Source organism: Pseudoalteromonas rubra (assembly GCF_005887095.1).
Lineage (GTDB): Bacteria > Pseudomonadota > Gammaproteobacteria > Enterobacterales > Alteromonadaceae > Pseudoalteromonas > Pseudoalteromonas rubra_E.
The window spans coordinates 200,246-215,758 of sequence record NZ_PNCI01000017.1 but is presented as its reverse complement, the minus strand read 5'-3'; the positions used below and the strand labels follow the sequence as shown (position 1 = coordinate 215,758).

The 15,513-nt window shown below is 46.2% G+C and carries 9 protein-coding genes; 4 read left to right on the top strand and 5 right to left on the bottom strand.

All coding sequences use genetic code 11. The features are described 5' to 3' along the window. The first annotated feature begins 519 nt into the window (after positions 1–519). Positions 520–1,125: a hypothetical protein gene (locus CWB99_RS08715; protein WP_138550499.1), complete on the top strand. Its 606-nt coding sequence runs from the start codon at positions 520–522 to the stop codon at positions 1,123–1,125. A 1,209-nt stretch (positions 1,126–2,334) separates the two neighbouring features. On the opposite strand, the gene CWB99_RS08710 is transcribed toward CWB99_RS08715, so the two are convergent. After that, on the bottom strand, positions 2,335–5,211 hold the full coding sequence (locus CWB99_RS08710; RefSeq protein WP_138550498.1) for a toll/interleukin-1 receptor domain-containing protein: 2,877 nt from the start codon (positions 5,209–5,211) through the stop codon (positions 2,335–2,337). A gap of 413 nt (positions 5,212–5,624) precedes the next feature. Between CWB99_RS08710 and CWB99_RS08705 the strand changes: the two genes are divergently transcribed. Continuing rightward, complete coding sequence (locus CWB99_RS08705; protein WP_138550497.1) at positions 5,625–6,014, top strand: DUF6746 family protein; 390 nt, start codon at positions 5,625–5,627, stop codon at positions 6,012–6,014. A gap of 129 nt (positions 6,015–6,143) precedes the next feature. On the opposite strand, the gene CWB99_RS08700 is transcribed toward CWB99_RS08705, so the two are convergent. Then, the gene (locus CWB99_RS08700; protein ID WP_212748504.1) at positions 6,144–10,055 is read right to left on the bottom strand and encodes a hybrid sensor histidine kinase/response regulator transcription factor; all 3,912 of its coding nucleotides are present in this window, start codon (positions 10,053–10,055) and stop codon (positions 6,144–6,146) included. 313 nt (positions 10,056–10,368) lie between these two features. Here CWB99_RS08700 and CWB99_RS08695 point away from each other — a divergent pair, with 313 nt between their 5' ends. Beyond that, positions 10,369–11,901, top strand: a complete 1,533-nt coding sequence (locus tag CWB99_RS08695) for a hypothetical protein (protein ID WP_138550495.1) — start codon at positions 10,369–10,371, stop codon at positions 11,899–11,901. 200 nt (positions 11,902–12,101) lie between these two features. Here the strand turns inward: CWB99_RS08695 and CWB99_RS08690 are convergent, their stop codons facing one another. The 3 genes from CWB99_RS08690 to CWB99_RS08680 form a co-directional block, all read right to left on the bottom strand. Continuing rightward, complete coding sequence (locus CWB99_RS08690) at positions 12,102–13,337, bottom strand: uracil-xanthine permease family protein (protein ID WP_138550494.1); 1,236 nt, start codon at positions 13,335–13,337, stop codon at positions 12,102–12,104. Between the two features lie 10 nt (positions 13,338–13,347). Next, positions 13,348–13,977 carry a uracil phosphoribosyltransferase gene (gene upp, locus CWB99_RS08685; protein WP_054014499.1) on the bottom strand — a complete coding sequence of 210 codons (630 nt, stop codon included), beginning with the start codon at positions 13,975–13,977 and terminating at the stop codon, positions 13,348–13,350. Between the two features lie 143 nt (positions 13,978–14,120). Further along, positions 14,121–14,978 (bottom strand): hypothetical protein, encoded by an 858-nt coding sequence (locus CWB99_RS08680; RefSeq protein WP_138550493.1) that lies wholly within the window; start codon positions 14,976–14,978, stop codon positions 14,121–14,123. Between the two features lie 121 nt (positions 14,979–15,099). Between CWB99_RS08680 and CWB99_RS08675 the strand changes: the two genes are divergently transcribed. Further along, positions 15,100–15,507: a hypothetical protein gene (locus CWB99_RS08675; RefSeq protein WP_138550492.1), complete on the top strand. Its 408-nt coding sequence runs from the start codon at positions 15,100–15,102 to the stop codon at positions 15,505–15,507. The last annotated feature ends 6 nt before the right edge of the window (positions 15,508–15,513 follow it).

Below are 15,513 nucleotides of genomic sequence, written 5' to 3'. Positions count from 1 at the left end.
TAAGAGTCCGACCATTGGGACCACTTTTTATAACCCTGACCGAATAGGTCGGGGTTTTTTTATGTCTAGATTTTGATATTTCATGGTGTGGTGTCGGACTTGAGGCGCACGCCGGGCGTGGCGCTGATGTAAGTTAAGAGTCCGACCATTGGGACCACTTTTTATAACCCTGACCGAATAGGTCGGGGTTTTTTTATGTCTAGATTTTGATATTTCATGGTGTGGTGTCGGACTTGAGCCCCACGCCGGGCGTGGCACTGATGCAAGGTACGAGTCCGCCGACAGGACCCACTTTTTATAACCCAGCTATTAGGCTGGGTTTTTTTATGCCTGAAATTTACTTCCTGTGAAATGGAATCGGACTTGAGCCCCACGCCGGGCGTGGCGCTGATGTAAGTTAAGAGTCCGCCCACTGGACCCACTTTTTATAACTTAGTTTGATAACTGTGATTTTTATGGCTATTTTCAGTAAAGCATAGTTATGCTGCATGGTATTGATATCTATTTAGAGCTAGTCTAATGGCCCCACTTTTTAGCTCAGGTTGTATTGACTACTTGGTTTATTATCGTTTTAGGTGTGTTTTAACAAGAGCATCTTTGATGGTAATTTGGAATTTTTTATCTTTTTGTTTTTTCAAGTTGGGAATTAATCATAAGGGAACAGTTGTGGCAATGTGGTACAGGTTTAAGCCGTTAAGTCTTGAAGTTGAGGGTAGGCAGGTTGAAATTATCAAGGACTCTGACTTGATTGCATATTACCCTAAAGGTAGGCACTTACTTTTTAAAATCAAGTACTTTACAGGTAATAAAAAATCATTTTTGGGTATACCAGTAAAAGAAAAAATAAAGTTAGAAACCACTTTGCAGTCAAATGAATATAAAGTTAGTACTCTGATACAAGGGGATGAGCAAACTAAACAGGTTAAAAATCTTGGTGGTGGCGCATTGTTAGGAGCCGTAATAGCTGGGCCTGTTGGTGCTGCTGCAGGAGCCTATATTGGATCAAAACTAAAAGAGTGCCCTTCAATATTAGTGATACCTAGCATTAATGTAAAAGTTGAAGCTCTAGCGCCAATAGGATTCCTAAAGGAACAAGCAAAAAATGAATTTTTCAGTAAAGAGTAGGCAGTAAGGGAACTGGTTAAGTCATTACGACTATGAACATCGAGTGAGGTCGATCAACACCGATGAACTTACGTTACGAGCAAGAATAAATGCGCTGTTCACATTAAGTCGGAACTCAGCGGGCAGTCGAACAATCATAGCAATACTGGCTGGTCAGGAATAAAAGCTGGCCTTTTCAAAGGCAGGTATGTTATGACGGACATGCAACTCAAATGCAAGCAACTAGGTTCACATAGTTATAAAAAAGCAACCTTTGAACGGCTGAATATACTCAATCGTCTAATCAGAGAATTTGATGTTCGTTCGCAAAATCAAGCGTGGTGCGGTGACATTACTTATATCTGGACCGGAAGGAAATGGGTCTATCTGGCTATAGTATTGGAATTATGCACCCGTCGTGTAGTGGGCTGGGTATTTCTTCTCAAGCAGAGGCTAACTTAGCCGTCAAAGCGTTAGGCAGAGTCCATGAACGAAGAGGTCGGCCACTTGGCGTATTGTTCCATTCTGTCAGTATGTCGCCACAAAACTCAGGCAAAAATTATGGCGCTATCGTATGACGCAAAGCATGAGCCGCCGGGGTAATTGTTGGGGCCACGCACCAATGGAAAGGCTATTTAGGAGTTTAAAAACAGAGTGGGTTCCGTCAACAGGCTATGATTCCTTCAAAGAAGCTGAAAGAGATATTAGTTATTTTTAATGAACTACTACAACTGGCAAAGGCCGCATAGTAACAATGAAATGCTTGCGCCAGCAGTTGCGGAAGAAAAACTTTATTTACTGTCCGGGATTAGTTGACCATTACAGTTTAGCTGAGTGTGGTGTCGGACTTGAGCCCCACGCCGGGCGTGGCACTGATGCAAGTTAAGAGTCCGCCCACTGGACCCACTTTTTATAACCCAGCTATTAAGCTGGGTTTTTTTATGTCTGAATTTTGATGTTTAGCTGAGTGTGGTGTCGGACTTGAGCCCCACGCCGGGCGTGGTACTGATGCAAGTTAAGAGTCCGCCCACTGGACCCACTTTTTATAACCCTGACCGAATAGGTCGGGGTATTTTTATGCCTGAGACTTATATGTTAAGTAGAGTCAGACTTGAGCCGCACGCCGGGCGTGGCACTGATGTAAGTTAAGAGTCCGCCTGTCGGTATGATCAAAATCTAAGCTGTGCCTCCCAAAAATCGAAATAGCTTTGGCCAGCTGGCTTTTTGTTCTCAGCTCAGTTGCTCTTCCAGCTTTTTTAAAGCCTCCTTTCGACGAAAATAACCTATGTTATTTACAAGCTTTGCTGCGGTTTGAGTGTGAATCTTAGCCTGAGGCTGGTTGTTTTTGGCAATTAATAGCCATGCCATCTCCATGTGATAATCAACTAAGTAGAGTTTTAAAGCACTCGGTCGAACAATATCGTAAACCTCAGTCAAATCTCTGTCTGCACTAGAGAAGTCGCCAGATAACCGTTTCAATGTAGCGCGAGCGAGTAAGGCGCTAGGTAAAAACCATTTATGGCCAGAAGATCGTAAACGGTTTACCGATTTATCTATCCAATTGTTCGAAATCGACAAGTCTTTATTTTTTTGTGTTGAGGGTGGTACTGCATGCGCAGGGTGAGTTTCTGACGGAATTAAGTGTCTTGTCTTATTTGGTTTCCCGGCGGTCTTTGTATGTGGAGCTGTTAATGTTGTCTTTATCAAAAATGCCCGTCCCAATATTAATTGATTTAATGCGATACTGAGTTGTTTATCACCAGCATATTTCAAACCATGCTGAGCACGTTTGATGACTTCTAAGATCTTTTCTGGATTTTTAATCACATTGTCTAGGAGTAAGTCACAAAACTGGTAACCTTCAACTGAAAATAGGTACTCTGAGTTTGGTTGGTTGAGTTTGTGAAACTCTTCAGCTTCATAAAACAATTTTATTGCCTGCTCACATTCTCCAGCTTGATGTAAAACGTCCGCTAATGTTGTTCGAAACATGCTTTGGCTTTTAAGATCTTCTGACTTGTCAGCCAATTCAATGCTCATTACTCCGTAATGTTTTGCACGCTTAATCTCTCCTAAAAACAAGTGTAATTCACTGAGGTTATTTGCAATTCCCGCCGCGTGTTTCCATTCACCTAGTTTTATCTGTAAATCCAGCCCTTTACTCAATGGTGCTTTCGCTTCCTGTAACCGGCCGAGTGCACGAAGGTCAAACCCCGCTCTGGCGAGCATTGCAGGGTGTTCTTCGGCATTGAGTGTAGTCGACAGCTCTTCCCATGGCTTCACGAAAAAGTTTGCAATAATGGCCAAATCTTCGCTCATTGCACCCAGTTCATGGTACATATAGTACGAGTTTTCTCGCTGGATTCTTGGCCAGTATATTTCATCTTTTGCACGCTGACACAAGCCTGCCGCACACCCATGTTGAATTGCATAGAATAAGGGTTGCATTTGTTCAATTGAGTTGGGGGTATACTCACTTGGGACCTGTTGGTAATGTTCATATAGGACTTCATGCGCTTGATCCCATGCTTCTTGATATGAGGTCCGCATTTGATTGCCAAAATACTCACGGACCAGTGGGTGACAATCTAGAAGTTCATCGTTGTTGTCATGACTAAATAGCATGTAGTGTTTTTCTTTAAGATCTCTGATTGCAATCTTCCATGCTCTGTTATGAATATCTGATGTTAACTGGGGTATTCGTTTTTTCCATAATATTTCAAGCACGCTTTTTTCTATCGGGTGGTCGAATAAGCTAAGTAGATACAATAGTTTAAGCTCTGGCGTATCTGCTAACCACTTTTGATATGCTTGCATCACTTTGAAGGCATGCCGTTCGATACCATCATAATTGCCTATGAGTTCATCCAGTTGGTTACGTGCAAGAATGTTTCCGTCAAAATAGGTGTGGATAGCATTTCCCAGTAAAAACAAAGCTAAAGCATGACCCTGATATTCTTTGACAGCTTCGGAAAGTTGCTCGTGCTCTTCTTGATAAGCTTCTCCCCCATGTACACCGAGAGATTTTAAGAGTCTAACACCGTCTTCCACATCCAGGTTGCTCAGAGCGTGTGATATTGTGCTGTCCTTGCGATCAATTAAATCATAAACAGTGATTCGGCTGGTTATAACACACAAGCTGGAATTGTGATCGGCTAGGCTTCTGAGTAACTGACGTAGTGCTCTGTCTTTTAGCTCTCCACGCATGCCATTTCCAGCGTACTGTAGCGGTTCCAAACCGTCTAATACGAGCAGACAATTTTCTTGTCTTATCAGATTTGCAAGATGATCACCTTTCTCTTCTTCTGATGAAAAAGATAACTGGGCTGACGAGAATAGTGAAAATGCGTGAGTAAAAAATGGTGATGCGGATATCTGCTTGTCCTCACGTGCCCCTTGTGAATAAAAGGACCAAGCCAGAAGCGTATCAATTTTAGGCAAGTTTCGGTCCAGCCAATGTCTTAATAGTTTGGTTTTACCCGTACCACCTGATGCGATAAATTGGACTATGTTGGTATTTGGACTGGACCATGCTTCGTCTAGTAATGCTAGCTCAGTTTTACGCCCGAAAAATTCTCCCTCTACTGTTGGCAGTTTATTGCTCAATAACTTCTGGTTCGAGCTTGTTGCCCCTAAAGCCGGCTTTTCTTTACGTAATTTGCCTAATAAGTGTTTGCAAAGATCGTCAAATTCTTTTGGCTGGCTAAGATCATAATAGCTGTGCCCAAATAAAATATCCGGGATACAGTGTTTGTCATCACCGTTGAATACGATTGGGATAAACTTTCTATTCAAAGTCCCCTCACGATAAAGCGTGTTCATAATGAGAGTGCTTTCCCATTTGACACCGTTACCCGGGGTTTGTTGGTCAATAGCATTGAGCTTTTCTTGATACTGACGGGTACAAATCATCAAAACGAAGTCTGCATCACGAATGCCATTCATCATCCTTTTAGGCCACCCCTCAATAGGTATTGGATCATATTGATCTATCCAACAATCAATACCAGCTCGCCTTAGTTGCCCAGACAGTTTGTAAACTTTCTCCTTGTGAGCTTGTGAATCATGGCTGTAGCTAATAAAAACGTTAGGAGATTGATATTCCATTAAACATGCACTTTCTTGTTTCGTATAGATAACTAATCTATCAAACTACCTCATAAATTAGTAATTGATATACAGAGGAACTACATTGAGTGCAGTGTAAGTAGGGTTAACAGCTGATAATCTGCACGTTGCAAAATTTTTGCTCGTGACAAACGTCTAACCCTGATAGAGCAGACTAACTTTTGAACTGTCTGGTACTTCAATCTGATCCACATTTCCTAAGTGCTACGTTTTTCGTGCTAGGATTGTCGATGCACTTAGACAATAATTTAGGTGCCGAGGTACAATACAGACATGACAAAAAGGTGAGGCGGAGTGATCCATTCTCGCGTTCGCCTGTGGGGCGAGTGTTTTAGCCCCAGTCAATCAAAGTCGCTTTGTTGACCCTTATATTTCAACGCTAGAGAGATTAAATGAAAACGTTAATTGTATTGCTTATGACTGCTGTCTTGTCTTTTTCGGCCCATGCAGATGAAAAATCCATTCAGCACCTTAAGGTCGCGGATGTAACTTCGGTTGAGGATGCGAGAAAGATTTTTATTGAAAAAACGTCAGAAATCAGAAGTAAAAGAGACCTGGATGCGGCCGAGCTTCAGGATATCCATGTTATCACTTACACCCTTGAGAAAAGCGTTGAGTTTTTCACACTTAACCTGATTGGTGACAAGAAAAAGCTGGCTGAAGACATTGCCGTTGTGGTTGAAGATATCCACATTAATTCAGAAAGAAACCGTAAAGAAGAGACACAAAAGCACTTAAACCAGTATTTTGTGCTGGCAGATAAATTCATCAAGAGTTTCTAATTTAACCCCTCTCATTGATTTATCTCTTGGGTGCGAGCCGTTGCAAATGGCTCGCACTCACCCTCCCTGAGTTTCTAAGGTCCGCTAACCTTTTCGCATAAATGGCAAGATGCTGGAGTTTTCAGTGGGCTAAAGCTCGGTCAAATTACCCTCCTGGTTATCCGTTTTACTGGAGTGCGACTTTGCATATTGCTTTGCCGTCAAACCAAATTGCTTCTTAAAACAGGCACTGAAATATGAGGGAGAATTAAAGCCGCAGTGTTCAGCGGTTTGGGCTATGTTGTGCCCGGCAAGTAACAGTGGCAGAGCCTGATACAAACGATACTGACGCAAATATTCGTTGGCACCGATAGACGTTACGGACGTTAATTTACGATGCAGCTGACGCTCGCTCAGGGCCATTTCACTGGCGACCATAGAGACGGTTAGTGTTGGATCGCTGAACAGAGTTTCCAGCACAGATTCCAGTTTATCTAAAAACGCGAGCGTGGCGGGGTTATTGGCAAACTGTTGCTTCGGCGTTTCCGGTGCTTGTTTCAGGCGCTTAGTGGCAGGCATAAGCTGCGCTTTCAACTGAGCTTGTGTTGCTTCTATCAGTTTGAAGGTATTGCGTATTTTTAGTTTGAAAGCGTCCAGGTTAAAGGGCTTAGTGAGGTAATCGTCCGCTTGTAGTGCAAGCCCTTTAAGGTGTTTCTCTTCATTCAGGTTCGCTGTGACTAACATCAATGGAATATGGGCGGTTAAAGGGTCGGATTTTAGCGCCTGTGTAAGCGCAAAGCCATCCATGACTGGCATCATGACATCAGAGATGACCATATCCGGTAATTTGGCACGAGCTAATGCTAGTCCCGCTTCACCATCACTGGCTGTGAGCACCTGATAGTCCGGTGCCAGTACAGTATGCAAAAATTCAAGCATATCCGGGGTGTCATCGATTAGCAAAATACATTGAGTCTTATCAGGCGGTACCTGTCGGGAGGCGGCTTCAACGCTGACATGAGTCTGAGTAGGCGCTTTGAAAAGGGGCAAGTTCACGGTAAAACAAGTGCCCTGACCTGGTGCAGATTCAAGCTGGATCTGACCACTGAGCTGATCGACTATTTCTTTGACCCGGCTCAGACCCAACCCCTGTCCGGAGGTAAATTGATGGCCTGCCTTGGTTCGGTACTCGGGCTCGAAAATACGCGTGTGATGCTCTGGTGCGATGCCAATCCCCTGGTCCGATACACTCAGTACCGCGTGCTGACTTGAACGAGCCGCTTTCAGAGAAAGGTGTATTTCGCCGCCCTCATAGCTGTATTTGATAGCGTTACTGAGCAGGTTGCTGATGAGCTGCTGCAGTTGATCTGGCGGTGCGCTCACCAACAACCCGGGCTCTATCTGATTATTGCAGTTCAGAGATTTGTCGGTCAACAAGGGCGTGAAAGCGCTGAGCTGTTCTTGAAGCAACGCTGATATATCCTCAGGTTGCCAGTTATCTTGTGTGACAGGCGCTGCCTGTGAGTTGTTCGATGAAATGAACATGAGGTGCTCGATGAGCACTTTGAGTCGTTTGGTGTTACTGATCACCAGATTGGCCATCTGGGTTCTTTGCTGTTCATCGGTACTGTTGCGCAATTGTTCAGCCGGACCCTGAATTAAAGTAACCGGCGTCATCAGCTCATGAGAGAGGGTTTTAAGCAGGGCTGTACGTTGTGCTTGTGCGGCCTCAAGCTGGCTATTTTGCATTTGCATCGTTTGCGTGTGCGCACGAATTGTATCCTGTAACTGCTGTTGCCGGCGTTTCAGCGCTGAGATTCTGATGCGGTAGGCACCATAAATCAGCAAAGTTGCCAGCAGAGCATAGCTTGTTTTAGCCAGCGCTGATGCATACCAAGGTGTGTGCACCGTAAAGTTTAATTCAGAGATTTGTTCGGACCAGTTTCCCTGATTGTCGGTGGCTTTCAGCCGCAGGGTATAGTCTCCCCAGGGTAAACGTGGGATCATCAAGGTATGTTCATTACCCAGTTCGACCCAGGTATCGGCCACGCCAGACAGTTGATAGCGGAACTTTTGTTTGATGTTATTGATCAGATCGCCATTGGCCAGACGCAAACGCAGGCTGGCATGTTGTGGATCAATGGCTGGAACAGTACTGGTATTGTAATAGTGTTGCTGTTCTCCGTGGGGCGCCGTGATTGTCAGGACGCTGATCTGGGGGCGTGTGTCGATCCGGTTTAGCTTATCCGGGTTCAGGCGCGTTATTCCTTCTGTGGATGCGAACCAAATGTGTCCGTCAGAGTGTGTTGCAGTGCCTTCCAGATAACCCTTTCTGAACAACCCGTCTCCATGGTTATAAAACGCCACTGCACCTGAATTAGGTTGCCAATGCCACAGGCCTTGTCCGGTTGAGAGCCACACAGTGTGTTTATCATCAAAAGCCAGGCTAGTCGCACTCAGTTTATTTAGCGGCTCGGGTAAGTCCTGCCAGCGTTGCTGCTCAGAGTTGTATAGGCGCAAGCCGCGGTCGGTTTGCACCCAAATTCTGCCATCGGGTGCCGGCGTGACTGAATATGTTGCTGTAAAGGGCTGACTGGCAGAGCCCGGAATGGTTTTAAACTGTTCAGAGCTGAGTGAATACACCTGCAACCCTAAATCGGTTGCCAGCCAGAGTCTGTCTTGTTCTTTTGCCAGGTGATGAAGCTGATTGCTCAGTAGCGGGCTATTTGTACTGGTGAAGTGGGTGATAGCCCGGGTATCTGGGGCAAATCGACTCAGGCCATCAAAACTGTGTGCCAGCCACAGTGACCCGTCGTCGGATTGCACCAGAGTATTGATTGCCTCAGGAATCATGTAGTCAGCCAGGCTGTAGCGGGCATCGACCTGGGCATTTTCCGGGTTCACCACCAATAATTCGTGATACATAGCGGCCCACAGGCGTCCGTCTGATGTCGGTGTCACCGCCTGAGCAGAGTGACTTTCGGAAGACACGCAACGTTTAAACTTACCGTTTAGTGTGTACTGACACAGGCCAGCCAGTTGATCTGCAAGCCACAGATAGTCATTGAACTGTGTCAGCTGATTAATTTCATATTTGCCTGTTTCACTGGGATGAGAAAACGCAAAGTTGCTCATGGCGCTGTGATTAACGGACTCAATAATCACGCCTTCGTTAAAGGTGCCATAGATGCGCAGGTTGTTGTCTTTGTATAAAGATAAAAGGGGAGGATATGATTGTATGTGAGTCATCACTCCACTGGTAAGTTTTAGCATACCTGTATTCAAAGACGCTGCGTGTATTTCACCATGCTCTTTATATAAGTCAAAAACATAGCCAACCGTATCAAACTCATTAGGATCCCGGTAGAGGAGCTCAACCTTATTCTGGCTCTGGTTATACATACCCAGGCCTAGCCCATGCATGGCCACCCAGGTCTGACCGCCTTCGACAGTCCAGAGTTTATCGGCCATAACCGACTCTCCAGGTGGCAAAGTGACTGGTGTAGCCTTGCCACTGTTCGTGTCAAACAAATACAAACCTCGTGTAGTTGCAAGCATCAGGGCGTGCTCTGATGCCTGTGTTATCGAGAGGATCTTAAAGCGCTGCACCACGTTGTTAATATGAGTCTTGACGGGGAGTAATGCATCTTGACTCACCATATACAGACCGTCAGCAGCGCCTGCCCAGAGTCGGTTGTCTTGAGCCAAAAACAAAGTATAGATATTTAGTGGCTGAGTGCGCCCGGCGATGCTGAGGGGGCGAAAGTACTCGGAATTTGGCCCGCGCACTTCTAGTCCCTGTTTGCCGGCAACCCAGAGCTGCTGCTGAGCATCAATCAGGATGTCTCTGATCCACAATGCGTTGCTGAGGGTCGGAGTATGGTCACGAGAAAAAACGTCAATGGCAGCGCCATCGTAGCGCGCCAGCCCTTTGTCGGTAGCGAACCAGGCAAACCCCGTGTGATCCCGCTCAATATCAAATATACGGTTGCTGGGTAAACCGTCTGCCACGGTTAATGTGGTGTAGGTGGTTGCAAGTGCACAAAAACTAAGTTGCAACATCAATAGAAGCGCAATGAGTTGAAGTAAAGTAGGTCGTAAGGCAAATCTCATGTGTTCAAGTGTTTATTATTATTAGTTTTATTTTTTAATAAGGGAGGTTTCAACCAATTTTGAGCGGGTATCATAGCCTGCAAGCAGGCAAAAACAAACTGTCTGTTTTAAAGAAAATGGCTGGAAATTATCGAAATATGTCTGATTTCAGATACAGAGCACGGTAGTGAATGAGGTACAATTTGAGCCATCAACAATCCTGAACCAGTTCTCATTAGTGGGCTCTGTGTATCAGGAGAAGCAGTACAAGGGAAGCAACAATATGAATATTAAACAACTTAGCTCACTGAGTTTACTGACTTTATGTATAGGTACTCTCACCGGGTGTGGTGGCTCAGATAATAACCTCAATCAGCCTGACGCAGCCAATGTGACGAGCAATAACAATAGCAACACACAGAATAACTCTGGTACCGATTCAGGTGATGGGAACCAGGTTACGGGAGACGAGAATAAATACAGCCAGCGTGGCCGGGTGATTGATGGCTATGTATCCGGGGCCAAGGTTTGGTTGGATCTGAATAACAACGGCTCGCACGATGCAGATGAACCCAGTGCGCGCTCGACAGATCAAGGAAGCTACCTACTTGAACTAACAGCCGCTCAGAGACAATGTAGTGTGTATGTACCCACTTATGTTGATGTGCCCGTAGGTGCTATTGACGAGGATTTAGGTGAAGTGACTAAGGCTTACCAGCTGGTATTACCTCCTTCACTTGAGGCCATTGAAGATGACCGTATTGCGGCACATGTCACGCCACTGACTACGGTATTGTGGCAGTCACTGAGTGAGTCTGAGACCTTCAAAGGAAAAAGCTGTGCTCAATTGCAACAGGAGCCCAGATTATTAAGTGAGTTGCTGAGCATCTTACGTCAAACCACGAACGAAGTAATTGCACATTACAACATCTCTGAACAGCAGCTGTTCAGTGATTACATTGCGAATGAGGACGAGCAGGCAAAGCAGTTAGCAGAGCGGATTGTATTAGGGCTTCAGGCAAGTCTGAAAAAGCGCCTTGAGTTAGCAGAGCAATACCCAGATGCGTTAGAGATCCGCGTTATTCACTACCAAAAAACGCCCCGGTCTGAGCACAGCAGCGAACAACTCTGGTATCGCGACATTGTGGTATTTGGCAAAGGCGATAGCACTTTTTTCAGTGAAACGGCACAAATGGATAGCGAACTGGAAAACGTGGTATTTGTGGAGTATCTGAGAAACACGGTATACCAACCCTGGGGATCAGCGGGTCAATACAAGCAGCAAATTGATCTTATCAGAGAGAATGCGGAAGATACTGGTCGTTGTGTGTTTGAAGAGGGCGTTTCCGTCACCCTGCAAGGGATTGAATATAAGCTCTCAAATTCACTGGATCATAAACGTGACAATGAAGTACAAAGCTGCGACTGGCAACAGGACTTTAGCGCGAGGACTGAACGTTTGCTGTCGATCTCATATGGCACAGAATGGGTAGAAAAGTATACTCAGGTAGAACAGCGTGACGGGATGCTTGAGGGGTTGAATGACTGGCATTCTCTGGTAAACAAGCACACCGTACTGGCCCCGCAAGAGTTGGCAGACTATTTCGTTGCAAGCGGCTATGAATTAGAAAAGACACTGACCCTGCCTGCTTTTAGCTGGTATAAGCGGATGACGGATGATAGCGGCGAGCACCGGGTGATGACGGAGCGATTTGCCGACACAGACTGGCTTAAAACCACCTATCGAAGCGATGGCACTTACACAACGCAATGTAGTGAGGATGGCTCACTGTGGCTACCTTGTCCCGCTGAATAGCGTTTACGTTGTTGAAACGTATGACGAAGTGAATCGAAAAGAAACTGGGAAAGCTTGTACTAAATATTCATTAACAGCTCAGCTGTTTGAGCTGTGACCCGCTATACAGCATATAGGGTGAATAGATAGCACTTTATTTTATTTCTGGATTTTAACATGCTCAGCATAGCCGGTTATGCTGAGCATTATTATCAACTTAATTAGTCTTCTTGCTTAGGATTGGGTAGCAGCAGATTAAGCACAATGCCCAAAATGGCACACAGGCTCACCCCTTGCAGGCTAAACTCGGTGCTGCCAAGTTGCATACCGCCAATACCAAATACCAGGATCAGGGCGATGATACTCAGGTTACGTGGCGCACTGAGGTCAGTGTCTGACTTAACCAGAGTATTTAAGCCAACCACCGCAATAGAGCCGAATAACAGGGTCATGATACCGCCCATAACCGGAGTTGGAATGGTCTGTAATCCAGCGCCCATTTTGCCAACAAATGCCAGCACAATCGCAATGACTGCGGTCCAGGTCATCACCTGAGGGTTGAAGTTGCGCGTAAGCATCACTGCCCCGGTGACTTCTGAATAGGTGGTATTAGGTGGACCTCCAAACAAAGAGGCTGTTGAGGTTGCCAGACCATCTCCGAGTAAAGTGCGGTGCAGGCCGGGTTTTTCCAGATAGTCTTTACCGGTTACGTTACTGATAGCCATCATATCGCCAATGTGTTCGATGGCCGGCGCAATCGCTACTGGCACCATAAACAAAATGGCAGGCCAGTAAAACTCCGGCCAGACAAACGCAGGAACGGCCAGCCAGCTGGCATTGGTTACGGCATCAAACTGCACTATGCCGAAAAACAGCGATAAGGCATAGCCGGTGATAATCCCTGCCAGAATGGGGATGAGACGAAAAATACCTTTGGCGGTGACGGCAACAATTAGGGTCACAACGAGTGACAGCAAAGAAATAACCAAAGCCTGTTCGTAGGCAACCAGCTGAATGCTGCCGTCACCACTTTTACCCATGGCCATATTAACGGCGACGGGTGCCAGCGCGAGGCCGATCACCATGATCACGGGGCCAACAACCACAGGGGGTAAAATCTTATGCAGGATATCAGCCCCTTTAAAGCGTACCAGTAAGCTTAGCAAGATATACGCAAATCCCGCAGCCATGAGTCCGCCCATGGTCGCGGGGATCCCCCATACCTGTACGCTGGCAATGATTGGCGCGATAAAAGCAAACGAAGAAGCCAGAAAAACAGGCACCTGACCACGCGTCACGAACTGAAACACCAAAGTGCCCAGGCCTGCGGTAAATAGCGCAACGTTTGGGTCCAGACCGGTCAGTAGTGGTACCAGTACCAGCGCACCAAAGGCGACAAACAGCATCTGGGCACCGCTCACTATGGTTTTAAGCGATGTGAAAGACGTATTGGACATTCAGCGTGTCCTACACTGTGCCAAAGATTTTATCACCAGCATCACCCAGGCCAGGCACTATGTAGCCCTTTTCGTTGAGGTGACTATCCAGTGATGCGGTAAAAATTTCTACATCTGGGTGGGCTTCCAGGGTTTTGTCTACCCCTTCAGGTGCTGCAACCAGCACAATGATTTTGATTTCTTTACAGCCGGCTTTTTTTAGCATGTCGATGGTTGCGATCATTGAGCCACCGGTAGCCAGCATAGGGTCAATTACCAGACTCATGCGCTCTTCAATGTTGCCGACCAGCTTCTCAAAATAAGGCACAGGTTCGAGTGTTTCTTCGTTACGCTGCAGGCCAACCACACTGACCTTAGCGCTTGGGATTAACTGCATCACGCCTTCCATCATGCCCAGCCCTGCGCGCAGGATTGGCACAACGGTGATTTTCTTGCCTTTGATGTGTTGTACTGTCAGGTCGTCTCCCTGCCAGCCCTTGATGGTGATATCTTCTAATGGAATATCCTTGGTTGCTTCATAGGTCAGCAGGGTACCCACTTCCTGACATAACTCGCGAAAGCTCTTAGTGCTGATCCCGTGCTCACGCATCAGGCCAAGTTTATGCTGTACAAGGGGGTGTTTGATTACATGAATGCTCATTGAAAAGATACTCCAGATAAAATTTATCGCTATTTTAGCTTAGCTCTTCAAGAATTACCCTGAGATAACGCAAATAATTTATTCAATGAGTTAGGTGTAGTTTACACGACGAACCTCGATACCGTCTGGAGCGCTGCACAGGCTCAATGTGATGGTAACGGCAGAGGCTCTGATTGAGCGGGGGCAGGTGGTAACGTCAGGGAGATAACACGTCGCTGCGATAGTCTGTGGCGCTGTTGCAGATAGCCAAAGTGTTTACGCAGCAACTGCGCTTGTATGCCACTATCGCGAGCCTGCTCCAGTGCGCGTGTGAGAATAGAGATATGGACTTTGTTATCGGGGTGCAGGTAAAAATGAAAGTCCAGTGGGTAACTCAACACCAAGTGAGGCTCTATGATCAGACCGTTGCTCAGAGTGTAGTCATCTATTTCGTTGAGACCCCGCGAAAAGTAATCAAACCCTCGATTACCGTCTGTGAGCATTCGCAAGATGGTCGTATGGTCGCTGGCACTTTCAACATAAGGCAGGTGGTTGGTCTGCCATATTTGGGCGTCGTACCAGCCTGGCGCAAAGACACCGACCAGTTTGCTGTCTCGAAAGGTGTCCAGCGATGTGACCGTGTCAAAACGCGGCTGATTGCGCTGATGAATGAGTAACAACCGTTTACCTATCAGACCCTGAGTAAGCGGCACCGCGATCTTATGGAAAGTGGCATCACGCTGTGGTGTTGCCAGACGCATGATCATCGTGATTTTGCCACTATTAAGCAGTCGTGACTCTCGTTTATAGAGCGGGTTAGGGGTCATGGTGAGCGTCAGGTTGTAACCCAGTTCATAGAGCGACACATGGAGTAACTCGCTGAGGTACTTCTGTAATTTGACCTGCCGTACCGGCAAGGTTATTTTCAATTCTGGCTGTACTTGCTGACTGGTTTGTGCAACGACACAAGGGCTGAACTGCACGAGTAATATCAGATAAAAAAAGTGTTTTACTACCCACACAAGCCTACTACCATTGAAGTCACATCTCTGAGAGTATAGGCAATTTAAAGCAGCTGTTATGCCAATGCTTTTCTTTTTTTGTCGTTTATGTGAGAATTCACAGCGATAATCTGAGGACCCTATGAGCAAATTCACCGCCACTTTACTGATGATAGCTGCTTTGCTTGCCTTTATAGTACAAGGCATGGCGAATGCTGTAATGGCGTGTGAAGCACATATGCAGGGTCACGATATGCACACTGCCATGATGCAGCATCACCATGAAGCCGCAGCGCCAGAAGTAACGGACACCTCTGTTCAGCTCAAGCATGACCATAGCAAGATGAGTCACCCGCAGCAGCAAATGGACTGCTGTGATGATGACAGTGATTGCGTATGCCTGACGCACGCTTGCGGTAGTGCGCAGCTGCTGCCTGTTGCCGAATTTTCTCTCACTACAGACTTAGTTTTCCTTGCTGCTATTTGGCATGAGGAGCAACTCCCTGTTGCTGTCGCTCAGTCCTTATATCGCCCCCCCATTTTTGCCTGACCCAGG